The 24,218-nt window shown below is 67.7% G+C and carries 24 protein-coding genes and 1 pseudogene; 4 read left to right on the top strand and 21 right to left on the bottom strand.

Features of this window, described 5'->3' with window-relative positions; all coding sequences use genetic code 11:
- Window positions 1-157: 157 nt before the first annotated feature.
- A complete protein-coding gene (locus NA4_RS27380) occupies window positions 158-478 on the bottom strand; it encodes a DMT family transporter (protein WP_067476159.1) in 321 nt (106 codons plus the stop codon).
- Between the two features lie 265 nt (window positions 479-743).
- Here NA4_RS27380 and NA4_RS27375 point away from each other — a divergent pair, with 265 nt between their 5' ends.
- The 3 genes from NA4_RS27375 (at window position 744) to NA4_RS27365 (ending at window position 4,507) form a co-directional block, all read left to right on the top strand.
- Window positions 744-1,352, top strand: coding sequence for a TetR/AcrR family transcriptional regulator (locus tag NA4_RS27375; protein ID WP_067476157.1), 609 nt, complete (start codon window positions 744-746; stop codon window positions 1,350-1,352).
- A gap of 277 nt (window positions 1,353-1,629) precedes the next feature.
- Window positions 1,630-3,621 (top strand): sensor histidine kinase, encoded by a 1,992-nt coding sequence (locus tag NA4_RS27370; RefSeq protein ID WP_067476153.1) that lies wholly within the window; start codon window positions 1,630-1,632, stop codon window positions 3,619-3,621.
- A gap of 193 nt (window positions 3,622-3,814) precedes the next feature.
- Window positions 3,815-4,507 (top strand): response regulator, encoded by a 693-nt coding sequence (locus NA4_RS27365; RefSeq protein WP_067476150.1) that lies wholly within the window; start codon window positions 3,815-3,817, stop codon window positions 4,505-4,507.
- 362 nt (window positions 4,508-4,869) lie between these two features.
- Here NA4_RS27365 and NA4_RS40810 read toward each other — a convergent pair whose 3' ends face one another.
- The gene (locus NA4_RS40810; RefSeq protein WP_157129339.1) at window positions 4,870-5,178 is read right to left on the bottom strand and encodes a hypothetical protein; all 309 of its coding nucleotides are present in this window, start codon (window positions 5,176-5,178) and stop codon (window positions 4,870-4,872) included.
- A 263-nt stretch (window positions 5,179-5,441) separates the two neighbouring features.
- On the opposite strand from NA4_RS40810, the gene NA4_RS27350 reads away from it, so the two are divergent.
- The gene (locus NA4_RS27350; protein ID WP_157129338.1) at window positions 5,442-6,785 is read left to right on the top strand and encodes a helix-turn-helix domain-containing protein; all 1,344 of its coding nucleotides are present in this window, start codon (window positions 5,442-5,444) and stop codon (window positions 6,783-6,785) included.
- 426 nt (window positions 6,786-7,211) lie between these two features.
- Here NA4_RS27350 and NA4_RS27345 read toward each other — a convergent pair whose 3' ends face one another.
- The 19 genes and pseudogenes from NA4_RS27345 to NA4_RS41620 all read right to left on the bottom strand — a co-directional run.
- Entirely contained in the window at window positions 7,212-9,767 is a 2,556-nt protein-coding gene (locus NA4_RS27345; RefSeq protein ID WP_067476135.1) for an ATP-dependent Clp protease ATP-binding subunit, read from the bottom strand.
- A gap of 290 nt (window positions 9,768-10,057) precedes the next feature.
- The gene (locus NA4_RS27340) at window positions 10,058-10,942 is read right to left on the bottom strand and encodes an esterase/lipase family protein (RefSeq protein ID WP_067476191.1); all 885 of its coding nucleotides are present in this window, start codon (window positions 10,940-10,942) and stop codon (window positions 10,058-10,060) included.
- A gap of 145 nt (window positions 10,943-11,087) precedes the next feature.
- Window positions 11,088-11,681, bottom strand: coding sequence for an anthrone oxygenase family protein (locus NA4_RS27335; RefSeq protein ID WP_067476133.1), 594 nt, complete (start codon window positions 11,679-11,681; stop codon window positions 11,088-11,090).
- 134 nt (window positions 11,682-11,815) lie between these two features.
- Window positions 11,816-12,463, bottom strand: coding sequence for an FHA domain-containing protein (locus NA4_RS27330; RefSeq protein WP_067476130.1), 648 nt, complete (start codon window positions 12,461-12,463; stop codon window positions 11,816-11,818).
- Window positions 12,464-12,644: 181 nt separating this feature from the next.
- Entirely contained in the window at window positions 12,645-13,004 is a 360-nt protein-coding gene (locus tag NA4_RS27325) for a histone-like nucleoid-structuring protein Lsr2 (protein ID WP_067476126.1), read from the bottom strand.
- Between the two features lie 116 nt (window positions 13,005-13,120).
- Complete coding sequence (gene lysS, locus NA4_RS27320; RefSeq protein ID WP_067476123.1) at window positions 13,121-14,620, bottom strand: lysine--tRNA ligase; 1,500 nt, start codon at window positions 14,618-14,620, stop codon at window positions 13,121-13,123.
- 260 nt (window positions 14,621-14,880) lie between these two features.
- Window positions 14,881-15,303 carry a rhodanese-like domain-containing protein gene (locus NA4_RS27315; protein ID WP_067476188.1) on the bottom strand — a complete coding sequence of 141 codons (423 nt, stop codon included), beginning with the start codon at window positions 15,301-15,303 and terminating at the stop codon, window positions 14,881-14,883.
- Window positions 15,304-15,311: 8 nt separating this feature from the next.
- A complete protein-coding gene (locus NA4_RS27310) occupies window positions 15,312-15,920 on the bottom strand; it encodes a cysteine dioxygenase (protein ID WP_084497481.1) in 609 nt (202 codons plus the stop codon).
- Between the two features lie 181 nt (window positions 15,921-16,101).
- Window positions 16,102-16,899: a type III pantothenate kinase gene (locus NA4_RS27305; protein WP_067476115.1), complete on the bottom strand. Its 798-nt coding sequence runs from the start codon at window positions 16,897-16,899 to the stop codon at window positions 16,102-16,104.
- A 17-nt stretch (window positions 16,900-16,916) separates the two neighbouring features.
- Window positions 16,917-17,336: an aspartate 1-decarboxylase gene (panD, locus tag NA4_RS27300; protein ID WP_067476112.1), complete on the bottom strand. Its 420-nt coding sequence runs from the start codon at window positions 17,334-17,336 to the stop codon at window positions 16,917-16,919.
- Window positions 17,337-17,349: 13 nt separating this feature from the next.
- Window positions 17,350-18,330, bottom strand: coding sequence for a pantoate--beta-alanine ligase (gene panC, locus NA4_RS27295; RefSeq protein WP_067476109.1), 981 nt, complete (start codon window positions 18,328-18,330; stop codon window positions 17,350-17,352).
- The gene (locus tag NA4_RS27290; protein WP_067476106.1) at window positions 18,330-19,259 is read right to left on the bottom strand and encodes a Rossmann-like and DUF2520 domain-containing protein; all 930 of its coding nucleotides are present in this window, start codon (window positions 19,257-19,259) and stop codon (window positions 18,330-18,332) included. Before NA4_RS27290 ends, panC begins: the two co-directional genes overlap by 1 nt.
- A gap of 155 nt (window positions 19,260-19,414) precedes the next feature.
- Window positions 19,415-20,338 carry a DUF6779 domain-containing protein gene (locus NA4_RS27285; protein ID WP_067476102.1) on the bottom strand — a complete coding sequence of 308 codons (924 nt, stop codon included), beginning with the start codon at window positions 20,336-20,338 and terminating at the stop codon, window positions 19,415-19,417.
- Window positions 20,339-20,408: 70 nt separating this feature from the next.
- Complete coding sequence (locus NA4_RS27280) at window positions 20,409-20,879, bottom strand: DUF3180 domain-containing protein (RefSeq protein WP_067476186.1); 471 nt, start codon at window positions 20,877-20,879, stop codon at window positions 20,409-20,411.
- 2 nt (window positions 20,880-20,881) lie between these two features.
- On the bottom strand, window positions 20,882-21,418 hold the full coding sequence (folK, locus tag NA4_RS27275; RefSeq protein ID WP_067476098.1) for a 2-amino-4-hydroxy-6-hydroxymethyldihydropteridine diphosphokinase: 537 nt from the start codon (window positions 21,416-21,418) through the stop codon (window positions 20,882-20,884).
- A 136-nt stretch (window positions 21,419-21,554) separates the two neighbouring features.
- Window positions 21,555-21,992, bottom strand: coding sequence for a dihydroneopterin aldolase (folB, locus tag NA4_RS27270; RefSeq protein WP_084497480.1), 438 nt, complete (start codon window positions 21,990-21,992; stop codon window positions 21,555-21,557).
- Window positions 21,989-22,897 (bottom strand): dihydropteroate synthase, encoded by a 909-nt coding sequence (gene folP / locus NA4_RS27265; protein ID WP_444980048.1) that lies wholly within the window; start codon window positions 22,895-22,897, stop codon window positions 21,989-21,991. Before folP ends, folB begins: the two co-directional genes overlap by 4 nt.
- 134 nt (window positions 22,898-23,031) lie before the next feature.
- Entirely contained in the window at window positions 23,032-23,637 is a 606-nt protein-coding gene (folE, locus tag NA4_RS27260; protein WP_307188601.1) for a GTP cyclohydrolase I FolE, read from the bottom strand.
- 239 nt (window positions 23,638-23,876) lie between these two features.
- Window positions 23,877-24,218, bottom strand: a pseudogene (locus NA4_RS41620) (ATP-dependent zinc metalloprotease FtsH); the annotation flags it as partial.

Below are 24,218 nucleotides of genomic sequence, written 5' to 3'. Positions count from 1 at the left end.
GCCGCCCACCGCCGGACCACGAGACTTACCCTCGACCGATCGATCGGCGACGCCTGAACGCGCACCTGGACCGCCAGAATGTCTCGGCGACAGGACGCGCCGGTCCGGCAGCTATCCAGCGCTCGGAACCGTCGCTCACCCGGTGGATAGCGGCATCTCACTCCGCGTTGGTGATCCTGGCCAGCACGATGCCGCCGACGATCATTGCGAGCGCGAGTACGCGGCCCGCGCTGAGCGGGTCCTTGTTGACGACGACGCCGAGGGCGATCGCGCCGACGGCTCCGATCCCGGTGAAGACCGCGTAGGCGGTGCCGACCGGGAGCGTCTGCATCGCTCGGGACAGCAGGTACACCGCGGTGACGCCGAGGGCGAAGCAGACCAACGTCGGCACGATTCTGGTGAAGTTCTCCGTCGGCTTGATGCTCTGCGACCATACGATCTCCACCAGTCCGGCCAGACCGAGGACCACCCAGTTCATCTCAGTACTCCTCGGCCAGATCGCGCGCCGTCGCCAGAGCGCGGGTGTAGGACGCGTCGTGTTCGGCGCGCCGATGCGCGAGCGCGGGGTCCTGGCGGGAGTTGGCGAGCTCCGCGTGCACGAAAGCCGTGTCCGATACGGCGAAATGGCCTGCTCATGACCAAACCTCCAACTAATTGGACACATCGTCCGGTTCAGGTCCTGACGACGCTAGCCACAATCGGACAAATTGTCCACTTATTCCCGCGTCGGCTAGAGTCGCGGCATGGAACCCCGCGCCGACCTGCTCACCGGTACCGAGCCCGGCCGGGCGAAGTCGCCCGAGCGCGCGGATGCGGCGCGCAACCGGGCCAAGGTCTTGGCGGCGGCAGCGGGGCTGTTCGCCGACCGAGACCCCCGCACGGTGACGATGGACGACATCGCGAAGGCGGCCGGTGTCGGTCGCGGCACCCTGTATCGGCGCTATCCGGACATCAACTCGATCGCGGTGGCACTACTCGACGAATACGAGCGCGATTTGCAAGAGAAGTTGCTTTCCGGACCACCGCCGCTCGGTCCGGGAGCCGGACCTGGACAACGGCTGGCCGCCTTCTACGCCGCGATGGTCGAACTGCTGGATGAGCACGCACATTTGGTGCTCGGCACCGAAATCGGCGGAGCCCGCTTCGCGACCGGCGCGTACGGATTCTGGTACGCACACGTGCGAGCCCTGCTGGTGGCAGCGGAAATCCGGGAACCGGACGCCATGGTCGATCCGCTTCTTGCGCCGCTGGCAGCGGAGGTCTATCAGCGCCAACGCGAGCGCGGCCTCACCTCCGCGCAGATCACCGACGCGCTCCGCACAATCGCGGAAACGCTTCTCGGCGACGAGTAAACAACGACGCGAGAGGGCAACTCGATACCGGGCGAACAAAAACCGCTGGTGAATCTGTCCGCCAACGGCTTTCGACACCCCTCGGAGCACTACGAACACCGCCACCCGCAGCCCTACGACCGGATCGCAACGGCATGCTCGACGACGGATTCACCGCGTCCGTCACGGCGGAACCTCGCTTGCGCCCATCGCGTATTTCGAATGCCGATTGGGTGTATTCGGGAAATACGTTCGCAGGCGGACGTCGAATCCGGGCTCAGCCGCATAGGCTACGTGCGTGCGGGTGGCAGCGTTTACGGATCGGAGCTCGGTCGGATCGGACTGGGGCGTCGCGCTCGTCGTGGCCGCGGTTCAGGTGGTCGGGGGCACCTTCACGAACATGCGGCAGACGGGGGTGCACTCCCTCGATGCGCTCGGGTACCTACTGCTGCTCGCCGGTCCCGTGGCGCTGATCTGGCGGCGGGCGCAGCCGGTGCCGGTGCTGTTCGTCGTCCTGGCCGCGTGCCTGGCGTATTCCCTGCGCGGCTATGGGTACGGGCCGATCTTCGTCTCGCTGGTCGTCGCCTTTCTGACCGCGGCGAGCAATGGATCCCGTTGGTGGACCTATCCGCTCGTCCCGCTCGGCTATCTCGCCCTGGTCTGGCCGGTGCCCGCGCTGCTCGGCCGGCCCGCCGACCTGTGGCAGATCTTCGCGCTGATGGCTTGGCCGGCCGTGCTGGTGTCGGTGGCCGAAGGGATCCGGCAGCGCAAGGCCTTGCTCGTCGCGCGCAGACAGCGGGCGGAAGCCACGCTCCGGGACGAGGAGGCGCAGCGCGAGCGGCGAGCCAGCGAGGAGCGCCTGGCTATCGCCCGTGAATTGCACGACGTGCTCGCCCATAGCCTGTCGATGATCAACGTGCAGTCCTCGGTGGCGCTGGAATTGCTCGATAAGCGACCGGAGCAGGCGGAAACCGCGCTGACCGCGATCAAGGCCGCTAGCCGCGACGCGCTGACCGAGGTACACGCACTGCTGCAGACAATCCGCTCTGGAGCGGTCGTAGCGTCCGGGGACCATCCGGCCGACGATGCTGCGCCCACGGACGACACCTCCGGCCATCGCCGCACGCTCGGCTCGCGTAAGGGCCGTGATTCGGCGGCTGACGAGCGGGCTTCGGGCGACAGCCGCAGTTCCGCGCGGGCGAAGACCGATACCACCGAGCCGCCTCCCGCACCGCGCGCTCCCACACCGAGCATCGGTGACTTGGACGAGCTCCTGCAGCGCCCGCGCGTGACCGGCTTGACGATCGAGACCCGAGTGCTCGGCACCCCGCAGCAGCTGCCCAGCGTCATCGACGCGGCTGCGGTACGAATCATCCAGGAGTCGTTGACCAACGTCCTCCGGCATGCCCCGGGCGCCGACGCCACCGTGACCGTGCGCTACGCGGCGGACTCGGTCGACATCACCGTCGACAACACCCGCCCGACCAGCGCCCCGTCGCGCCCCGGCAGCAGCGGCGGCAACGGCATCATCGGCATGCGCGAGCGGGCCCACGCACTCGGCGGCGCGCTGACGGCAGGCCCTCGCCCCAGCGGCGGATTCCGAGTCGCGGCGCGGCTGCCTGCCCGAACCCCTGAGTCGGGAGCGACCCAACCGGATACGGCGTCACCAGGACCAACGCCGATCGGCACAGCAGCCAGCACGCCCGTCCGGAGCAACGTCGCGACAACCGGTCAGGAAGCGGCCGGACCAAGCACGGCCACGCCAGGAACGACGCCGCCCGGCATCAGACCGATCGGCACAGCACCGAGCAAGGCCAGCTCCGGCACGCCCGGCCATGGCAACGCGGCGACAACCGGTCAGGAATCGGCCGAACCAAGCACGGCAACGCCAGGAACGACGCCGCCCGGCATCAGACCGATCGGCACAGCGCCGAGCAAGGCCGCCCGAAGCAACGTGGCCACAACCGGTCACGAAGCGGCCGAACCAAGCACGGCAACGCCAGGAACGACGCCGCCCGGCACCAGCGCGTCCGGCACAGCACCGAGCAACGCCAGCTCCGGCACGCCCGTCCATGGCAACGCGGCGACCAGCCCGTCCGCGCAGGGGGCGACCGAATCCGATACGGCGCCGAGCACCGATGTGCAGAACAAGACGGCCACGTCCCCGCGCAAGGCAGCTCCGAGCACTGCGGCATCAGGCATGCCCGGGACGACTATGGGCCCATCAGGGGGTTCGCCAGACGAACCCACCGAGCGACCGAGCACATCCGCCGGACGCGTGCAGCGCTAGCCCCGGCGGATGGCGGAGGAGGCTGCGATGCACGACCCCACGACGACAGGGGAGACGCGCCCTCGGCCGAAGCGCCGCCGACCACGACAGCACGAGGCAGCCGGCCGGGGCCGCACGCTGGGCAGCCGGGTACATACGCTGGAAAGCCGTAGCGTCTGGAAACGACCTGGCCGGCGCAGCGGAGGCTCCTTCGATGCATGACCACGCCGGCGCAGCCGGGCACGACAGCATCCGGGTCCTGGTGGCCGACGATCAGGCACTGGTGCGCGGCGGGTTCGTCGCACTGCTGGACGCCCAGGACGGCATCGAGGTGGTCGGCGAGGCGGACAACGGTGAACAGGCGGTGCGCATGACCCGCAGCCTGCGCCCCGACGTGGTGCTGATGGATATCCGCATGCCGATCCTGGACGGCCTGGCCGCCACGCGCATGATCGCCGAGGACGCCAAGCTGGCCGACGTGCGCGTCGTCGTGCTGACCACCTTCGAACTCGACGAGTACGTCTTCGAGGCGATGCGCTCCGGTGCCGCGGGATTTCTCGTCAAGCACACCGAACCGGCCGATCTGGTGCGCGCCGTCCGCGTGGTCGCCGCGGGCGATGCCCTGCTGTCCCCCGGCGGCACCCGCAGGTTGATCGCGGAGTTCTCCGCGCGCGCGAAGACACCACCGGCCGCGACCCTCGCCGAACTCACCGACCGCGAGCGCGAGGTGATGATCCTGGTCGCCGAGGGTCTCACCAACGCCGAAATCGGCGACCGGCTCTCCATGAGCCCCGCCACGGCGCGCACCCACGTCAGCCGCATCCTCTCCAAGCTGAACGTCAGAGACCGCACCCAGCTCGTGGTCATGGCCTACGAATCCGGCCTGGTCCGCCCGGGCTGGCAATAACGTGGTGCTCAGCGAAGCCCGATGACGCCTTGGCCCCGACCTGCCAACCTGGCCGCCGAATCCGCCAGCGCTCAGGACACCGACGGCGCTCGCTGATCGTCAGCGCAGAGGAAACCCGCGTGCCTGGGCAGTCCCCTGACAATGGCCGGACGGTGTCCACTCGACGGCGGGCGATGAACCGCACATCCCGATGAGCGCAGGTGGCACACGCCGCAAACTGGTCGGGCGGCAGAGGGACTGCCCGCCGACATCGGGCACGGTCGGCGTGAGGCCCGCGGCCGCGCTCACCGGTCGTCGCACTGCGCCGATTCGACACGGGCGGATCGGTCGCGCGGACAAGCCTCCGGTATGTCGGCCGAACCTCAGTGTGCCGCAGGGCTGTGTCGCCAGATCCGTTCTGGGTCAAGGGTGATGAGATCGGATACGGCGAGGACTTGCTTTTCAGCAGCTTGCAGGTGTTCCAGATGGGGCGTGATGACCGCAGCCGCACCGAGTCGATCGACGAGTACGCGAAGCCGCATGACCGGTGCGTCCACCTCGGGCCCGAGAGTCAGCGTTCGGGCTAGGTCATAACCCAATCTGCGTGCCAGCGCGCGGATTTCGAGTTCGTGACGACGCTGGCGGCGTCCGGAGATGTCCCGGCGCAGGTACCCGATCGCTTTCGGTTTCATCGTTCCCTTTCACTGGTCGGAGCACCCGGCGCCGGGGGCTCTCGCCACCGACCCGGCGGCGCGTACCGGGGCAGTGTGCCGATGCGGGCACGGCATCAACCCGGCGCCGGATGCTGCGAACAGCGTCGGTCACCGACCGCGTCGTGACGACGCCGCGGACCGCGTGTTCCGTGCTGCGCGATATCTGCCGTAGTCCGACCTGACATGCCGCTTCTGGTCTAAAGTGCGTGCACGACAACGGATTCGGAACAGGGGGACCGAACGTGACCGACAAAGAAATCACCGATTGCGAATTCACGCCCACGTGGGAGTCGCCAGAATTCCGGCGACTGCTCGCTGCCGGACAGCCTGGCCGCGCATTGGCCTTGGTCCGCAGGGAAATGGGCTTGTCCCAAGCAGATTTCGCCGCGCTGCTGTACTGGGACCGCACGCATGCCGGACGAGTGGAACGCGGCGAAGTCGCCACCATCTTCGATGTTCGGGAACTGACCCGCGCCGCCGACGCACTTGGCATTCCGCGCTCGGCCCTTACCCCGATCTTGCTCGAACCCATCGATCCGAGGACCATCGAAACCGGGGAGCGTGAAGGAGCCGAGGACGTGGACCGCAGACAATTCGGCCTAGCAGCGACAACGATGGCAGCCATCGTCGGGAGCACTGCGACACCGGCAGGAGCGGGAGACTCGATACGCGTCGGCACCAGCCACATCACATATATCCAGACCCTCATGCAACGGTTGTGGGAGCACGACAATCGGTTCGGCGGTGGCAATATCGCACAGTTCGCTCTTCAGCAATACCGCTTGGCACGTCGCCTGCTCGACCATGGCGAATACGGTCCCCGCACCGGCACTGAATTGGCGAGCGCGACTGGCTGGTTGTCCAATACCGCAGCATGGCTGGCACGTGACTGCGGACGACCGGACATTGCGCGACATTGCCTGATGACATCGGTTCTGCTGGCAGAACAATGCGGCGACACACTGCTGTTGGCGGCAGCGCTCGGCGACCTCGCGAATGTCGGCATCGGCTCGACCGAAACCGGCCGGGAGTCGATACGGCTCGCGCACCGTGCGACTGAACTCGTCCGTCAACTCCCTTCGATCCGCCTGAACGCCCTGCGCGCGGCAGAAGAAGCCACCGCGCACGCAGCCATAGGCGACCGGACGGAGTTCGAACGGGCATTGATACGAGTGTGGCGCGAAGCGGATCGCGGCCTCGAAGGCGCCGACGACCCCGCCTGGCTCGACCATGTCACGGTGGCCGAGCTTCAGGTCCATGAGGCCAAGGGCCGCAAGCTACTCGGGCAACACAGTCAGTCGGTCGACCTGTTTCGCGAAAGCATTGGACGCCCTGGCAATCTGCCGCGAGACGAGGCGTCGTATCGCGCCTATTTCGCAGCATCGCTAGCCGGTCTCGGCGATACCAGCAGCGCCATCACGGAAGGCCATGCGGCCCTCTCCGTTTTGGAAGGTCCGGTCAACTCCCCCCGTCTGGTCGCCGAACTGCGTCCGGTGCGCATGGCAGCCGCACAGACCAAAGGCGATGACGCCGAACGCTTTCGCCGCCGCTTCGACGCTCTCAGCCCGGCCGTTCGCTCGCACTAGCGAGGGGACACGCGGCGGGGACAGAACACGGGCTTGCCCGGTCTCCCGACGCGTATCGCCTCAGGTCGTAGGCCCGGTGCCAGTTTTCGCGCCGACCCGGTCTTACACTCCGCGCGGCCAACCGACGCCGAAGCCCGGTCGAGTCATCCCATCTGACCAGCGGCGCAGCTACTGAGAGTGAGTCCGGCCGGATAGTCCCGGCCGGATTCTTCGCCTCATGCGGCGTCGAGGGCCGCGGTGATCTTGCGGGCCATCTCGGCCAAGGCGGGGCTGGGCACGCCCTTGTGAAGTCGGGCAGCCGCGTCGATGGCGACGCTGACAGTGCTCCGGAAGTTGGCTGCCTCGGCCGAATCTTCAAAGTCTGCGCTGCACGCAAAAGGCCCGCACCACCGTCTACCGGTGATGCGGGCCTCTTTTGCTCAGGAGTTACTCGCCGGAGGCGGCCTCCGCCGACCCTTCCGACGCGCCGGTCAGCACGACTTCGGGCTTTTCCTCGGCGGCGGCCTTGGTCAGCTTCGCCTTGCCGGTGAAGGTGAACTTGGCGTCCTCGCCGGAGCCCTCGCCGTCCCAGCCCTCGACGTCGACCTGGATGGTCTGGCCTGGACCGATCTCGCCGAAGAGGATCTTCTCCGACAGCTGGTCCTCGATCTCGCGCTGAATGGTGCGGCGCAGCGGCCGGGCACCGAGCACAGGGTCGAAGCCGCGCTTGGCCAGCAGGTTCTTGGCGTTCGGTGTGAGCTCGATCGCCATGTCCTTGTTCTTCAGCTGCGTGGCGACGCGGCCGATCATCAGGTCCACCATCTCGACGATCTGGTCGGTGGTGAGCTGGTGGAAGACGATCACGTCGTCGATGCGGTTGAGGAACTCGGGCCGGAAGTGCTTCTTCAGCTCGTCGTTGACCTTGAGCTTCATCCGCTCGTAGTTCGAGCCCTCGTTGTTGGACTGCGTGAAGCCCAGGCCGACGGCCTTCGAGATGTCCGAGGTGCCGAGGTTCGAGGTGAAGATCAGCACCGTGTTCTTGAAGTCCACGGTCCGGCCCTGACCGTCGGTGAGACGGCCGTCCTCCAGGACCTGCAACAGGGTGTTGTAGATCTCCTGGTGGGCCTTCTCGATCTCGTCGAACAGCACGACCGAGAACGGCTTGCGGCGCACCTTCTCGGTGAGCTGGCCGCCCTCCTCGTAGCCGACGTAGCCCGGAGGGGCGCCGAACAGCCGCGAGGCGGTGAAGCGGTCGTGGAACTCGCCCATGTCGATCTGGATGAGCGCGTCGTCGTCGCCGAACAGGAAGTTCGCCAGCGCCTTGGACAGCTCGGTCTTACCGACACCGGACGGACCGGCGAAGATGAACGAGCCGGACGGACGCTTCGGGTCCTTCAGACCGGCGCGGGTGCGGCGGATCGCCTTGGAGACGGCCTTGACCGCGTCCTCCTGGCCGATGATCCGCTTGTGCAGCTCGTCCTCCATGCGGAGCAGACGGGTGGTCTCCTCCTCGGTGAGCTTGAACACCGGGATACCGGTCCAGTTCGCCAGCACTTCGGCGATCTGCTCGTCGTCGACCTCGGCCACGACGTCCAGATCACCGGAACGCCACTGCTTTTCGCGCTCGGCCCGCTTGGCGACGAGCTGCTTCTCCTTGTCGCGCAGCCGCGCGGCCTTCTCGAAGTCCTGCGCGTCGATCGCGGACTCCTTCTCCCGGCGCGCCTCGGCGATCTTGTCGTCGAACTCGCGCAGGTCCGGCGGAGCGGTCATGCGACGGATGCGCATCCTGGCGCCCGCCTCGTCGATCAGGTCGATCGCCTTGTCCGGCAGGAACCGGTCGTTGATGTAGCGGTCGGCCAGGGTGGCGGCGGCCACCAACGCGCCATCGGTGATGGAGACCCGGTGGTGCGCCTCGTAGCGATCGCGCAGACCCTTGAGGATGTTGATGGTGTGCTCGACGGTCGGCTCGCCCACCTGCACCGGCTGGAACCGGCGCTCCAGGGCGGCGTCCTTCTCGATGTACTTGCGGTACTCGTCGAGGGTGGTCGCGCCGATGGTCTGCAGCTCGCCACGGGCCAGCTTCGGCTTCAGGATCGAGGCCGCGTCGATGGCGCCCTCGGCCGCGCCCGCACCGACCAGCGTGTGCAGCTCGTCGATGAACAGGATGATGTCGCCGCGGGTGTTGATCTCTTTGAGCACCTTCTTCAGGCGCTCTTCGAAATCACCGCGGTAGCGGCTGCCCGCGACCAGGGAGCCCAGGTCGAGGGTGTAGAGCTGCTTGTCCTTCAGCGTCTCGGGGACCTCGCCGTTGACGATGGCCTGCGCGAGACCCTCGACGACGGCGGTCTTGCCGACGCCGGGCTCGCCGATCAGCACCGGGTTGTTCTTGGTGCGGCGGCTGAGCACCTGCATGACCCGCTCGATCTCCTTCGAGCGGCCGATGACCGGGTCGAGCTTGCCCTCGAGCGCGGCCTGGGTCAGATTGCGGCCGAACTGGTCGAGCACCAGCGAGGTGGACGGGGTGCCCGCCTCACCGCGCGAGCCGGACTCGACCGGCTCCTTGCCCTGGTACCCGGACAGCAGCTGGATGACCTGCTGACGCACGCGGTTGAGGTCGGCGCCCAGCTTCACCAGCACCTGCGCCGCCACGCCCTCGCCCTCGCGGATGAGGCCGAGCAGAATGTGCTCGGTGCCGATGTAGTTGTGGCCGAGTTGCAGGGCCTCGCGGAGGCTCAGCTCCAGCACCTTCTTGGCGCGCGGGGTGAACGGAATGTGCCCGGACGGGGCCTGCTGGCCCTGGCCGATGATCTCCTCAACCTGGCTCCGCACGCCTTCCAGCGAGATGCCGAGCGACTCCAGCGACTTGGCCGCGACGCCCTCACCCTCGTGGATCAGCCCCAGCAGGATGTGCTCGGTGCCGATGTAGTTGTGGTTGAGCATCCGGGCCTCTTCCTGGGCCAGGACAACGACACGCCTCGCGCGGTCGGTGAACCTCTCGAACATCGCTCCCTCACTCTCCTGCTCCGACAATCTGGCAACAGACGCCGCAGTGTGCTGTGTACAACCGTGGGCGTCAGACTGCCATGAAGCCCGGGGGTTGCGGCCCCCGCCGCCTCCACTCTAGTTGGCAGGGGATGCCGCCGTCGCCAGTCCACCCTATTGCCGACCGGCGACAGCACGGTCATTCACTCATAACGTGGGCATCGCGGGATTCGTTTCCGGCCAGGTTTTGCCCTCAGCGAACAGGCAGCCCGACGACCGGATCTCCGGCGCGCACGTATGACCCCGGCTGCCTACCCGGTGTACGGAGCGACGAAACCGCAGGGCACCGGGCGTGGATGCGCGGGATCGAGTGCGTTGAGCACGTAGGTCGCGGCCCTCTGGCTGCCCGCTATGCCCGTATGACCAGAGTAGTCCGTCGCGCATCCGTCCTGTACCACGATATTGGTCACGCCAGGTCCGGCGACCAGTCCAGCGGTGTAGGGCACGACCAGCTCGTCCAGCACGGTCGCGATGTTCGTATAGGCCACGCCGGGGTGGTAGACGCCGTCCTTGTTGAGGGCTCGCACGAACTCCGAGCCCTGCAGCACCTGGCGGCATGCCTGGCACGGCGATCCGGCCACCGCGTCGAAGACCGGGCCAAGACCGAGCCGCGTGCCGAAATCGTTCAGTTCCGCCATGCCGCCCGCGTTCGAGCCGAGCCAGGGCGGGGCCAGTCCGACCATCTTGTCCACCTTGGCCGCACCGTCGAGCCGCTTGACGAAGTAGTTGCCGATGAAGTTGCCCTGGGAGTGGCCGATCAGGTCGACCCGGTTCGCGCCGGTCGCGGTGAGCACCCGGTTGACGAAGGTGCGCAGCTGCGCCGCGCTCCGTTCGATCGGAAGCATGCCGCCGACGGCCGACGCGGGCCACGGCAGGTCGTAGGCGCCGAAGGTGCCCGAGTACACGCAGTAGCCCTCGTTGGCCAGCAGCGGCGCGTACACGCCCCAATTCGTCTGTGCGCCACCGCCGGTGCCGTGCACGAGAACCACCGGGTTCGGATGCGCGGAGCTGGGCCTGCAGGACCAGTTGTTGGTGCCGGGCAGCGAACCGCCCGGATTCGCCAGCTCGGCGGGTATGCCGGCGAAGAAGTTGTAGTCGACGGGATATCGTTCCTGCGCGTGCGCCGGGCCCGCCATGGCGCAGACCGCGGCGAGCAGCACGACGACCAACGAAAAGCCTGAGACACCTCGCACGATAGCCTCCAGGTATCGACCGTGTTCCGGGAAGCTACCGCATGGAGAGTCCCAGGCGGGGGAGATTCCAGTGGATTGCCGCGGAAAACTACCGCTGACCGAAAGCAGTCGCTGCGGGCTGGTTCGGCGCCGCGTACTGGCCCGCGACCACCTGACCCGCCGTTCCCGCCGCGACGGTCGACTTCCCCTGCTGCACGCCCGCGACGAACAGCGCGCCGCACAGCGCCAGGAAGGCCAGCGTGTGGAAGACGCCGCGCACGATGTTCCAACGAACCCAAGCCGATTCGTAATCGGCGCGCACCGCGGCGAGATCAGTGATGGAGGCGGGGTCACCCGCGGCGGCAAGCTGGTCGTTGAGCGGGACGTTCAACCCGACGGTCACCGCGAAGGCGATCACGTTGAGCACCAGCGCGAGCACGATCCAGATCAGCGTGCCCCGGTGCTCCCGCCCCAGGTGCAGCGCCGCGGCCAGGACGGTGAAGCCGACCGTACCGAGGAACCCGATCATGAACCAAGGGTTGATGATCACCACGTTGATCTTCTGCATCACGTCGATGATCGTCCGATCGTCCGTGCGGGCCAGCGCGGGCATCACCGAATTGGCGTACGCGTAGAAAAGGCCCGCGATCAGGCCCGTCGCCAGTGTGGCGAGCACCAGTGCGGCGAGACGTGTGGCGGTCATGACTTCCTCCTGCTGGGAAACCCGGCCGGTGCGACAGTCGCTCCGGCTGTGTGCATCCAAGTCAAGCCGCTGACGCGGGGACTCTCCATGGCCGAGAAGCTCGACCGGCTAAGCGAGCGTCTACGGTTGAGGTCTCACAGATCCCGATCGGAAATGAGCCCACTCTGCATGGCCAACCCAGCCAACCGCACCCGCTTCTGGTTCTGCGGCAGATCCTCCACACCGAACTTGGCGAACAGCGCGCGAAGATGGGTCTTGATCGCGTCGACGCTGAGGAACAGCTCCTCGGCGATCTGCTGATTGGAGGCGGGCGTGGCGAAGCCCGCGCCGTGCTTGTACGGGCGGCACAGCGCGATCAGCACCGAGCGCTGCGTCTCGGTGAGCGAGCGCGCGGTGGGAATCGAGCCGGTCGAGGTGCGGGTGATGTCGTCGGGCACACCGCCGAAATCGTGGAAGGACACCGTCGAGGTGCCGACCCGGATGACGTCGCCTGCCATCAGCCTGCGCCGGCCGACGAGCCGGTCGCCGTTGACGAAAGTGCCGTTGCGTGAAAGGCCGTCGTCGACGATGGTCCAGTGGGCGCCGAGGTGTTCGACCGCCGCGTGCAGGCGGGAGACTTCCGCGTCCCAGCTCAGGGACAGATCGGCATGCGGAGAACGGCCGATCGTGACCCGGCCGCGGTCCGGCGTGAGCGTGAACTCCTGTTGTCGACCGGCGTCATCGATGAACCGTAAGAATGATCCGACGAATCCTGTCACTGCGCCGATACCTCGCCTTTCCATACCGCCAGTGACCGTCGCACGTTTCCATGGTGCCGCGTTCTGGAACCTCGAGCAAGATCGATTCGTCCGCCATCATAGGCCAGGAGCGTGATCCGGTCTTGCTGCTATATCGAAGCCCTATCACAAACAAGACCGCCGTCCCGACGTCGCACGATTCGCCGGGACAGCGGCCGAAATAGAACTATCCCTTCGCGGCCTTGTTGTACGCGTCGGTGATGTCGGCGGAGATACGACCCCGCGCGGACACCTTGTGTCCATTCCGACGCGCCCACTCACGAATTGCGGCGCTTTGTTCCCGGTCGATGGAGACCCGGCTCTTGGGCGTACCCGCCGCCGTCGCGGCGGCCTTGACCCGGCGCCGGCCGCTGACCCGGCGCGCATTCGAAACCCACTCGTCCAAACCGTCGCGCAGCTTCGCCGCATTTGCCGACGACAGGTCGATCTCGTACGACACACCATCGATCGCAAACTCGATGGTCTCGTCCGCGATGGACTCACCGTCGACATCGTCGATCAGGCTAACGGTGACCTTCTTTGCCATGAGATGAACGTCCTCTCGAAATCGTGCGACCCGCATACTAGGCCGATTACCCGAGGCAAGAATACCTCGAATTCCGGAAATTCCAAGACGGAGTCGCTGCTTTGCAATCAGAGTGGTCACCTGGTGACCGGACGCACAATTGGGAACAGTATCGTTTCTCGGATTCCCAATCCCGTCAGCGCCATCAACAACCGATCGATTCCCATACCGGTTCCGGTGGTCGGCGGCATGCCGTGCTCCATCGCGGCTAGGAAGTCCTCGTCCAGCGCCATGGCCTCGTCGTCACCCTGCGCGGCCAGCCGAGCCTGGTCCACGAACCGCTCGCGCTGGATCACCGGGTCGACCAACTCCGAATAGCCAGTGGCCAACTCGAAGCCGCGCACATAGAGGTCCCACTTCTCCGTCACGCCGGCCCGGCTGCGATGCTGCCTGGTCAGCGGGGATGTCTCGACCGGGAAGTCGCGCACGAAAGTCGGTGCGTAGAGCTTGTCGCCATACTGGTGTTCCCACAGTTCCTCGACGAGTTTCCCGTGGCCATAGCCCTTGTCCTCCGGAATTTCCAGACCCACCCGATCCGCCAGCGCGCGCAATTCGGCAACGGACGTTTCCGGCGTGACCGAGACTCCCAGCGCATCCGACAGCGAGGGGTACATCTCGACGGTCGCCCACTCGCCACGCAGATCGTATTCGGTGCCGTCGGCCAGGGTCACCACCTGCGTGCCGAACACCTCTTGGGCCACTTCCTGCACCAATTCCCGGATCATCCGCGCCGAGTCGTCATAGGTGCCATATGCCTGGTATGTCTCCAGCATGGCGAACTCGGGGGAATGCGTGGAGTCCGCGCCTTCGTTCCGGAAGTTCCGGTTGATCTCGAAGACCTGCTCCAAGCCGCCGACCACGCAGCGCTTCAGGAACAACTCGGGCGCAATGCGCAGGTAGAGGTCCATATCGAGCGTATTCGAATGGGTGACGAACGGCCGGGCCGCAGCGCCGCCGTGCAGCGTCTGCAGCATCGGCGTCTCCACCTCGAGGAATCCCCTGCGCTCGAGCGCGTTGCGCATCGCCCGCATCACGGCGATGCGGGTACGCGCCATTTCCCTGGCCTCCGGACGCACGATCAAGTCGACATAACGCTGCCGGACCCGGGACTCCTCGTTCATCTCCTTGTGCGCGACCGGCAGCGGGCGCAGCGCCTTCGCCGCCATGAACCAGGAATCGGCCATGACGCTCAGCTCCCCGGTCCGCGAGGCGATGACCTCCCCCTGCACGAAGACGAAGTCACCGAGGTCGACGTCGGCCTTCCAGGCGGCCAGCGCATCCGCGCCCACGCCGTTGAGGCTGATCATCGCCTGCAGCTTGGTGCCGTCGCCCTCCTGCAGCGTCGCAAAACACAACTTGCCGGTATTACGCATGAATATGACGCGTCCGGCGACACCGACCTGCTGGCCGGTGGCCGTGTCGGCGGCCAGGTCCGGATATGCGGCCCGAATTTCGGCGAGGGTATGCGTACGCGGCACGACGACCGGATAGGCCTCGCCACCGGCCGCGAGCAGCCGCTCCCGCTTCTCTCGGCGAATCCGTATCTGCTCCGGGGCGTCGTCGGCGTCGGGCGCCACGGCAGGCCGCGAATCCGATGTCGATACGCCGGCGGATGCAGAGTTCGGGGTGCTCACATCGAACAACCCTAGCGTGCACCGGAAATCGTTTTGCGGGCCGCCCAGGCTCCAGCCGGTAGTAACGAAACGGTATCGGCCCGGCGACCCACCCGAAGCGCTCCGCGGACACTCGGGGAACTCGAAATAGCCGGTGCGCATCGCGAGGTGCGCGAAAACACCTGGGCGCCCGGCTAATTCAAGATGGAAGTGATCACAGGGAATTACAGGGAGGCGAGCGCCTCCAGCTCGCGGGTGAAGTGCGGCGCCCGCACCGCGGCGTTCAGCAGCCCCGCCGCCTTCAGCGCCTGGTAGCCGCCGACCAGGTCGGTGGCCCGATGCAGTCCGAGTTGTTGCAGCGCCGCGGCGGCCAGGCTGGAGGTATAGCCCTCCGAGCAGACGACGATCCACTCCACGTCGTGGTCGGCGGCCAGCGCCAGCCGGGCAGAACTGGAGGGATCCAGCCGCCATTCCAGCACATTGCGCTCGATCACCAAGGCGCCGGGCAAGGTGCCCTCGCGCCCGCGCTGCGCCTGGGGCCGGATATCCACCAGAATGGCGCCCCGCTCGATCGCTTCCGGCAATTCGAAGGCGTAGATCCGGCTCAGCTGGGCCCGCGCGTTCTCGAGCATCTGATCGACGGTCAAACGGGTCATTACATATCACCTTCGGGCTGGTCGGTGAGAAGGGTTCGGGTGCGCCGCAAAGTGCCGTGGCCAGTCACCTCGTAATACGACATAGCGGTCAGCGGCGGGGAATAGGCGTGCACGCTCAGCGTGGGATCGAGCGGGCCCGCGGATTCGAGGGCACCCGCCACACCGGCGGGCGTGCGCATCACGTCGTGCACCCAGCCGATCGGGAACGACGCCTGGTCCCCCGCCGTGAGCGTGCGGGAGCGCAGTTCCCTTCCATTCCAACGATATTCGGACAGCGCGCCGCTGAGCACGGTCAGCGCGCCGAGCGATCCGGCGTGGTCGTGCAGCTCGGTGGATTTGTCCGGCGTCCAGCTGATCAGCCAGACGTCCACCTCGTCGTCGGCGAGCAACCTGGTCGCCCAGCGCTCGTCGGCCGGCCACTCGCCGCTCGCGGGAAGCAGATGGTCATAACGCCCGGCCAGCACGTCTTCGACACCTTCGTCGGTCAGCCGCAGCAGATCGGCCGGGCGCAGCCTGGTCGGCAGTGCGGGCGCAACCGAGCGATCCAACGGCGGGGTGGCCGACAACGCGGTACGCGCGGAGGAAAGGGAAAGTACAGAAGAACGCATGAGCGAATCTCCAGGAGGATGGTATCGGTCGAGGGCGGGTACGCAGCCTCGATCGGTCGAGGCAGGTCAGCCTCGACAACACTCCTGGGTGCTCACGCTAAAAGACACGAGTGCGAGTTTAACAGCACGGTGCGCGGTATCGGCAAGTCCCTGTCCTGCGACGAAGCCAACACCGCGCATATCAGACACTTCCCTTGCGCCGCTGGTTGCGTTCGTATACAAGCCGCAGGCCGGTCAGCGTGAGATGCGGGTCATGGTCCTCGATGGTCTCGGATTCCGGGACGATCAGCGGCGCGGTCGCGCCGGTCGCCACCACCGCCACGTCGTCGCCCGCGAAGGCGTCGAATTCATCGCGAATCCGATCGATCAGCCCGTCTACCAGGCCGGCGAATCCGAATACCGCGCCGGACTGCATGCACTCCATGCTGTTCTTGCCCAGCACCGACCGTGGCCTGGCCAACTCGGCCCGCCGCAGCGCGCTGCGTTCCACCAGCGCCTCGGTGGAGATCTCCACGCCGGGCGCGATGATGCCGCCGAGAAACTCCCCCTTCTTCGACACCAGATCCACGCAGATCGCCGTCCCGAAATCGACGACGATCGCGGCCGAGGAATACCGCTGGTAGGCGGCCAGGCAATTGACGATGCGGTCAGCCCCGACTTCCTTCGGATTGTCGACCAGCAGCGGAATGCCTGTGCGCACACCGGGTTCCACCAGCACGTGCGGCACGTGACCCCAGTACTCGCTCAGCATTCCGCGGAGTTCGCGCAGCACCGGCGGCACGGTGGACAGCGCGGCGACGCCGATCACCTCGTCCAGTTGCGCGCCGACCAGCCCGCGCACCTGCATGGCGAACTCGTCGGCGGTCAGCAGTGGGTTGGTGTGCATGCGCCAGTGCCGCACCAGTTTCGAATGCGCCCCGGTCCCCGAGAACAGACCGAGTTCGATACTGGTGTTGCGGACATCGATGGTCAGCAGCATGTCCCGGTCGCCGGCTCTCAGGCGAACGACAGGGAGCGCGGCGAGGTCAGTCCCGAGCCCTCCGGCGCGTGCGCCGGGTCCGAGCCCAACTCGACCGGGCGGTTGCGCTCATCGACGAACACGACCTTGGGGGCGTACTCCGTGAGCTCCTGCTCGTTCAGCTGACCGTAGGCGATCAGGATGACCAGGTCACCGGGGTGCACCAGGTGGGCGGCGGCTCCGTTGATCCCGATCACGCCGGAACCCCGCTCACCGGCGATGACGTAGGTTTCCAGCCGGGCGCCGTTGTCGATGTCCACGATGCAGACCTGCTCGCCTTCCAGCAGGTCGGCGGCGTCGAGCAGATCCTGATCCACCGTGACCGAGCCGACGTAGTGCAGGTCGGCGTGCGTCACGGTGGCGCGGTGGATCTTCGACTTCATCATGGTGCGCAGCATTGCGTCGCCCTTTCTAGTTCGCGGGAGGGAGCAGGGCGGGATCTGACGCCGCCGGGGCAGGCTGGGAGGAATCCGCGGCAGGCCGCGAACCGGAGACGGTGGGGTGCCCATCGATCGGAGCGCCGAGGGTGAGGGCGATGTTGTCGATGAGCCGGGTGGCGCCGACCTCGGCCGCGATCAGCAACCTGGCGTTGCCGGTGGCCGGGGCGGGACCCAGGTTGGCCGAGCGCAACTCCAGGTAGTCGAGGTCGACACCGGTCACGGCGTCGAGCACCTGGCGGGCGGCGGCCAAGACGGCCGCACCGCCGAGACCGCCCGCATGCTTGCCCGCCGACAGCGCGGCAGACAGCGCGAGCGCCGATTCGCGCTGCGCCGGATCGAGGTAGCGGTTGCGCGAGGACAGGGCCAAGCCGTCGGCCTCGCGAACGGTGACCACCGGGGTGATCTTCACATCGAAATTCAGGTCGCGAACCATCTGCCGGATCAGCGTGAGCTGCTGGTAATCCTTCTCACCGAAAAACGCCTCGGTGGGCCGCGCGATCTGCAGCAATTTGGCGACCACGGTGAGCATGCCCGCGAAATGGGTCGGGCGACTCGCCCCCTCGAGCTCGGCTCCGAGCGGGCCAGGGTGCACGGTGGTGCGCCGGCCGTCCGGGTACATATCGGACACGCTCGGCGCGAACACCAGCTCGACGCCCTCCGCGCGCAGCAGCTCCACGTCGGCGTCGAGCGTGCGGGGGTAGGTATCCAGATCCTCGTTCGCACCGAACTGCAACGGGTTGACGAAGATCGAGACGATGACCACCTGATTGGTCCGCTTGGCCAGGCGCACGATCTCCAAGTGGCCCTCGTGCAGGGCGCCCATGGTCGGCACCAACGCGACCGTGCGGCCGACGCCGCGCAGGGCGCCGGACACCGCGCTGAGCACCGCGGGATCGTGGTGCACGGTCAGTGCGCCGGGCCGGTAGGCGCCGCGCAATTTGGGGTCGAACATCAGCGTCCTTCCAGCAGTTCGATAACGGCGGGGGCGGTGCCGGCCCGCTCCGCGGTGCGCAGCGACAACGCGCGATACCCTTCGGCCAGCCGCGGATCGACCGCGGTCAACGCGGCCAGGTGGGCGGCGACCGCGTCCGCGTCGCCGCGGGCGACCGGGCCCGTCAGCGCGGATTGGCCGCGGCGCAAGGCGTTGTCCAACGCGGCCGAAGCCAGCGGGGCGAGCAGACGCTCGGCCAGGCCGCCCGGCTGATCGTCGACCACCTGCTGGCCGAGCAGGCCGGGACCGGCCAGCGCGACACGCAGCGCGGCCAGTGCGTCGACGACCACCGTGACCAGGTGATTGCTGCCGTGTGCGAGCGCGGCGTGATAGAGCTGCCGGTTCTCTTCCGGCACCCGCACCGGCTCGCCGCCCATCTCGATCACCAGCGACTGCGCGATGGCGTAGCCGACCTCGTCGGCAGCGGTGATGCCGAAGCAGGCGTTGCCGAGCCTGGTCAGGTCTTCGTCGTGGCCGGTGAAGGTCATGGCGGGGTGGATGGCCAGGGGAAGGGCGCCGAGCTCGGCCAGCGGGGCCAGCACGCCGATTCCGTTCGCGCCCGAGGTGTGCGCCACGATAGTGCTCGCCCGGACGACACCGGCTCCGGCCAGACCGCGAACCAGGCCGGCCAGCTCGGTGTCGGGCACGGCGAGCAGCAGCAGTTCGCTGCGGGCAGCCACCTCTTCGATCGGCAGGATCTCCGAGTCGGGTAGCCGGGTACGGGCACGGCGAATCGAGGCGTCGGAGATCGCGCAGACGCCGAACACCACATGTCCGGCGCGCTCGAGGGCGGCGCCCAATGCCGAACCAACGCGTCCCGCCGAGACGATTCCCACCGTCAGGCGTGCGGGCGCGGGGTCGTAGCCCGAAGCAGCGCTATCGGAATTCACGCTTCTCGAGGTCAACGTTGTCCTCTCGATGTCGTTCCAGTCCCGCCATGCGGGTACCGGACGGTACGACACGAGAATATCGGCACGCGATCGGCCGATGCCATGGGGTGCGCGCGTGATTTAGGCCGCAGTGCCGGGCCGCAGCAGCGGCCCGTTCAGCGCCCTTCGCGCTGTTCGGACTGCAAGTTCGCCATGATCTCCGCGACCGAGAGACGGCGCGACGGCGCGTCGCCGTCGTTCTCCGCCCTGCGCCGCCTGCGGGTGCTCGGCGTACCCACCGTCGGCGTGGACGGCGGCCGCGGAACCGGCTCGGGGCGGGGTTCGGGGCGCACCGCAGGCTGGGTCGGAGGTTCGTCGACGGCCTCGGTGAAGGCGTCGGCCCAACCGCGCGGCTCGGCGTACCGGTCGTACTCGTCGTCATCCTCGTCGAAGGAGACGACCGCGGTCTCGGCGGTGACCGGCTCGTCGAAGGGGCTGGCGAAGACCGGCGGCTCGGGGTGATCCGGCTCGAATATCGGCGTCATACTGCTATGCGGTTGCTGGTCGCCGAAGACCGACCACATCCCGGCATTCGCGGAGCTATTGTTCGCCGATTCAGCGCTGGAGCTGGTCAGCTCCTGAATCCGGGTCGCATCGGCGCGCAGCGCGGGGCGATCCATCGGCAGATCGCCGTCGAACAGCCGCTGCAGGCTCTGGCGCAGCACGGTGAGCTCGGCACGCAGCGCCGCAAGTTCGGCCGCGTCGGCGCCCACTTCCTCGCGCACGCGCGCCTCGACGCCGAGCTCGTACTCGCGGCGCGCGGTGATCTCCCGCTCCAGCTGCAATTCGTAGACCGTCTGCAGATCGCGGACCTTCGCCTTGTCGACCGTGGCCTCTTTGCGGTACCTCGTCGCGGCCAGCGCACCGATCGCGGCGGCCCACAGCGCCGCGACCAGACCTACCCGTACGAACTGCACATTGTTACTGAAGACCAGGAAAACGCTGGCAACCAGACCCAAAAGAATCAAGACGCCGGTGAACAGTTTTCCCGCATCGTCCCGCCGTCGACGGGAAGTGCTGCTACGGGAGGGTGAAGCCATGCCAGACAGGGTAGCCAAAAGGTGGACCGACGCCCAGATCACGGTTTCGTGAACGCGTTCATGAAACTAGCTATGTGGTTGCCGCATCGTCGGTGGGGTCCTCGGGGGCGCGGCAGCAGTACTCCAACCAGAGCGCCGCAGCAACCAAAGCCGCCCCCGCCAGCATCCCGACGATCGCGCCAGGACTGTCGGCCGCCGCGGCGCGCAGCGTGCCGCGTTGCGGGAAGACCCAGCACAGGAAGCCGAGCCAAATGCCGGCGGCGATCGAACCCACCTGCACCGATGCCTTGGCCAACGCGACGGCGCGGGCCGCGGTGATCGGATGCAGCTGGTGGCGGCCGTCGCCGATCTGCTGGTCGTTGACCCTGGCCCGGATCACGAAAGCGAGCACAGCCTCGATGGCGGCCACCGGATAAAGCGAGGCGCCCGCGAAGATCGAGATCGGGGGGAAGTTGTCGTAGGCCACCCTGGTGGCAATCCACGCGACGAGCGCGGCGATGAGCACGTTCGCCACGATGTCCAGGACGCGGGTCGGCTTCAGTTTCACGACGCGGTGCCCGTCAGCGAGAAGTCGGTGCGGCGCACACCGGCGCGCTCGGCCGGATCGAGCCGCTCCAGCAGGTCCGCGACGGCGTACGCCGTGCCGTCGACTTCGAGCACCGCATCCGGCACGACGTCCAGCCACGGCACCAGCACGAAGGCACGACGGTGCGCCTGCGGGTGCGGCAGGATCAGGTCCGGGTCGGTGCTGCGACACGCTACGGGCTCACCGTTGCGAAGTTCAGCGCACCACACCACGTCCACGTCGAGCGTGCGCGCGCCCCAGCGGACGTCGCGGACCCGTCCCGCGGCCTGCTCCAGCTCTTGGCCGCGGCGCAGCCAGTCCGCGCAGCCGAATGCCGGATCCTCTACCAGCACAGCGGCATTGAGATAGTCCCCCTGCGGGACATCGCCCCATGGCGCGGTCGAGTACACCGCGGACACCGATAGCACCCGGTGGCCGAACCCGTCCAGGACGCTGCGTAGGTGCGCGAGCCGGTCACCCAGATTCGAGCCGATGGACAGCACCGCACGAGTCATCGGCACGCCTCCGCGGCGCTCCGCTCGATTCGCGGATGGACCGCGGCGGGATTTCCGAACCTCATGCTGTGCCCACTATCCGCAGGAGCGGGGCCCTCCGTGGCCACACTGCGCTGCCGCCTCCGGGCCTGACCATTCATGCGGGATGCTCCCCTCGGTGGCGCGAGGTGACCACGCGGACGTCGGCGAAGGTGTGTGGGATCGGCGCGGACGGCTTGTGCAGCACCACCTCGACCGAGCTGATCCGGGGATCGGTCATCACGTCGTCGGCGATCTCCGACACCACCGACTCGATGAGATTGCGCGGCGGGCCCTGAACGATCCGCACCGCGCGCGCGGCCAGCGCACCGTAGTCCACCGTGGCCGCCAAGTCGTCGGATGCCGCGGCGACGGCGAAATCCACCCACACCGTCAGATCGACCAGGAATTCCTGGCCGTCGCGGCGTTCGTGGTCGAACACCCCGTGATGTCCGTAGGCGCGCAAGCCGCGCAACTCGATCCGGTCGGCGCCACGGCGGATCGGCGCGTTCCGCGCCGCGGCACCGGCTTCGGCATGGACCGGGGACTGGCTCATCGGTGAGCTCCTCGCGCACTCGGGCGGACGGTGTCGTGCTCTGCGGCGCGCTGCCGTGCGGAATTCTGCCACGCGTCGGCGACGGCAATGGCATCCAGTGATGCGCGCACGTCGTGCACACGCACCCCCCAGGCGCCGTGCAGCGCGGCAAGCGCGGAGATGGTCGCGGTTGCCGTCTCTCTACCGACCGGTGGACGCGGTCCGGCCTCGTCGGCGAGCAGCGCGCCGAGAAAACGCTTGCGTGAAGCGCCGATCAGGATGGGCAGTCCGTGCCCGACGAGTTCGGGCAGCGCGCCGAGCAGGGCCCAGTTGTGTTCGGCGTTCTTCGCGAAACCCAGCCCCGGGTCGAGGATCAACCGGGACGGATCGACCCCGGCGGCGACAGCCATGTCCACCTGCTCGCTCAACTCGGCAAGCACCTCGGCGACCACGTCGTCGTAGTGGTCGGCGGGGCCGGTGTGCCGGTAGTCGGCCCCGGCCCGCCAGTGCATGAGAATCCACGGGACCCCGGCGGACGCGACCACCCGCACCATATCCGGATCGGCGCGGCCACCGGAGACATCGTTCACCAGCGAGACCCCGGCTCCGATCGCCGCTTCGGCCACCGCGGCGCGCATGGTGTCCACGCTGGTCGGCACGCCTGCCGCGACCAGTCCACGGATCACGGGCGCAACCCGAGCCGCCTCGGTTGTCGCGTCGACGCGGATCGCGCCCGGCCTGGTGGACTCGCCGCCGACATCGATGACGTCCGCGCCGGCGGCATACAGCTGGACACCGTGGGCGATCGCCAGTTCGGGATCGAGATACTTGCCGCCATCGGAGAACGAATCACTGGTGACGTTCACTACGCCCATCACCACACAGGACCGACCGCCGCTCGCCCTGATTGCTCCCTGCCCGGTCATCTGGGCGTACGCGACCGTTCGTCCGTCGTCCCGGCCGGGAATCGTCGCGCTCGCACCGCTGCTCGCGGTGTCTTCCCTCGTCGCTCCCGTCGCTGCGCTATCGTCGCTCCCCAGTCCAGACACCGCAGGCCCGCTCACTTACGCAGAATCAGATCGAGCGCCTCGGCGCGCGAGGCGGCGTTGGACTGGAGCAGTCCGCGCACCGCGGAGGTGGTGGTGCTGGCGCCCGGCTTGCGAATGCCGCGCATCGCCATGCACAGGTGCTCGGCCTCGACCACAACGATGGCGCCGCGCGGGTCCAGCTTGCGCATCACCGCGTCGGCGATCTGGCTGGTCAGGCGTTCCTGCACCTGCGGGCGCTTGGCGTACAGGTCGACCAGCCTGGCCAGTTTGGACAGACCGGTGACCCGGCCGTGCAGGCCGGGGATGTAGCCGACGTGAGCGACGCCGTGGAAAGACACGAGGTGGTGCTCACAGGTCGAGTACATCGGGATGTCCCGGACCAGGACGAGTTCCTGGTGTCCCTCGTCGAATGTGGTGTTGAGCACCGCATCCGGCTCCACGTAGAGCCCGGCGAACGTCTCCCGGTACGCACGCGCGACCCGGGCGGGTGTCTCCCGCAGGCCGGGCCGATCCGGGTCCTCGCCGACAGCGATCAACAACTCCCGCACCGCGGCTTCGGCGCGGGCCTGGTCGAACGACTTGCCGGTTTCCAGTGCGACCAGGCCGGGCTCGATGATGCCGAGGTCGACACCGTCGTATTCAGCAGCATTCGACTCGGCGAGGACGTAGCCGCCGCCGTGATTGTTGGGCGACAATCGAGGACACCTCCAAAACTCTCGGGATGCCGGCAATTACTCGGCACCCCCGATAGTCGAGCCTAATCGTCACCGGCCGCGGCGAGCGACCGGCCCGCGGCCCCGCCGATCAGACCCTGCGACGCGAGCGACAGACCCCGGGACGGAAACCCGCCCCGGTTTCAGTGACGCCCGTTCGGTCCATCCCAATCGCCGTTCTCGCTGTCGCCGGCCGGGTTGGCGCGACGCGGCTCGTCATAACCACCACGGTCGCCGTACCCGTCCCGGCCATAGCCGTCGTCGGACCCACCGCCCCACGGCTGGTAGCCCTGCCGCGGCTGCTGCGGATCGCTCCACCCGCCGGACTGACCCTGCTGCTGCGGCTCGTCCCGCGGCGGCCAACCGGGAGCCGACCACCCCGCGGGAGCGCCGTAGTCCGGGCGCGACCCGTGCGTCCCCTGGCGCGGGTAGGCCGGAGTCTGCGGAATCGGGTAGCCGGGCGCGGCCGGGCGGCCGTACTGCGG

The organism is Nocardia amamiensis NBRC 102102 (genome assembly GCF_001612745.1).
Classification (GTDB): Bacteria; Actinomycetota; Actinomycetes; order Mycobacteriales; family Mycobacteriaceae; genus Nocardia; species Nocardia amamiensis.
This window is presented reverse-complemented; position numbering and strand designations above follow the sequence as displayed.

Coding starts and splice junctions, on each gene's coding strand:
- NA4_RS27380 (WP_067476159.1), bottom strand. CDS start 478: ATGAACTGGGTGGTCCTCGGTCTGGCCGGACTGGTGGAGATCGTATGG.
- NA4_RS27375 (WP_067476157.1), top strand. CDS start 744: ATGGAACCCCGCGCCGACCTGCTCACCGGTACCGAGCCCGGCCGGGCG.
- NA4_RS27365 (WP_067476150.1), top strand. CDS start 3,815: ATGCATGACCACGCCGGCGCAGCCGGGCACGACAGCATCCGGGTCCTG.
- NA4_RS40810 (WP_157129339.1), bottom strand. CDS start 5,178: ATGAAACCGAAAGCGATCGGGTACCTGCGCCGGGACATCTCCGGACGC.
- NA4_RS27345 (WP_067476135.1), bottom strand. CDS start 9,767: ATGTTCGAGAGGTTCACCGACCGCGCGAGGCGTGTCGTTGTCCTGGCC.
- NA4_RS27340 (WP_067476191.1), bottom strand. CDS start 10,942: ATGGCGGGCCCGGCGCACGCGCAGGAACGATATCCCGTCGACTACAAC.
- NA4_RS27335 (WP_067476133.1), bottom strand. CDS start 11,681: ATGACCGCCACACGTCTCGCCGCACTGGTGCTCGCCACACTGGCGACG.
- NA4_RS27330 (WP_067476130.1), bottom strand. CDS start 12,463: ATGGAAAGGCGAGGTATCGGCGCAGTGACAGGATTCGTCGGATCATTC.
- NA4_RS27325 (WP_067476126.1), bottom strand. CDS start 13,004: ATGGCAAAGAAGGTCACCGTTAGCCTGATCGACGATGTCGACGGTGAG.
- NA4_RS27310 (WP_084497481.1), bottom strand. CDS start 15,920: ATGCGTTCTTCTGTACTTTCCCTTTCCTCCGCGCGTACCGCGTTGTCG.
- NA4_RS27305 (WP_067476115.1), bottom strand. CDS start 16,899: ATGCTGCTGACCATCGATGTCCGCAACACCAGTATCGAACTCGGTCTG.
- panD (WP_067476112.1), bottom strand. CDS start 17,336: ATGCTGCGCACCATGATGAAGTCGAAGATCCACCGCGCCACCGTGACG.
- panC (WP_067476109.1), bottom strand. CDS start 18,330: ATGTTCGACCCCAAATTGCGCGGCGCCTACCGGCCCGGCGCACTGACC.
- NA4_RS27285 (WP_067476102.1), bottom strand. CDS start 20,338: ATGGCTTCACCCTCCCGTAGCAGCACTTCCCGTCGACGGCGGGACGAT.
- folK (WP_067476098.1), bottom strand. CDS start 21,418: ATGACTCGTGCGGTGCTGTCCATCGGCTCGAATCTGGGTGACCGGCTC.
- folB (WP_084497480.1), bottom strand. CDS start 21,992: ATGAGCCAGTCCCCGGTCCATGCCGAAGCCGGTGCCGCGGCGCGGAAC.
- folP (WP_444980048.1), bottom strand. CDS start 22,897: ATGACCGGGCAGGGAGCAATCAGGGCGAGCGGCGGTCGGTCCTGTGTG.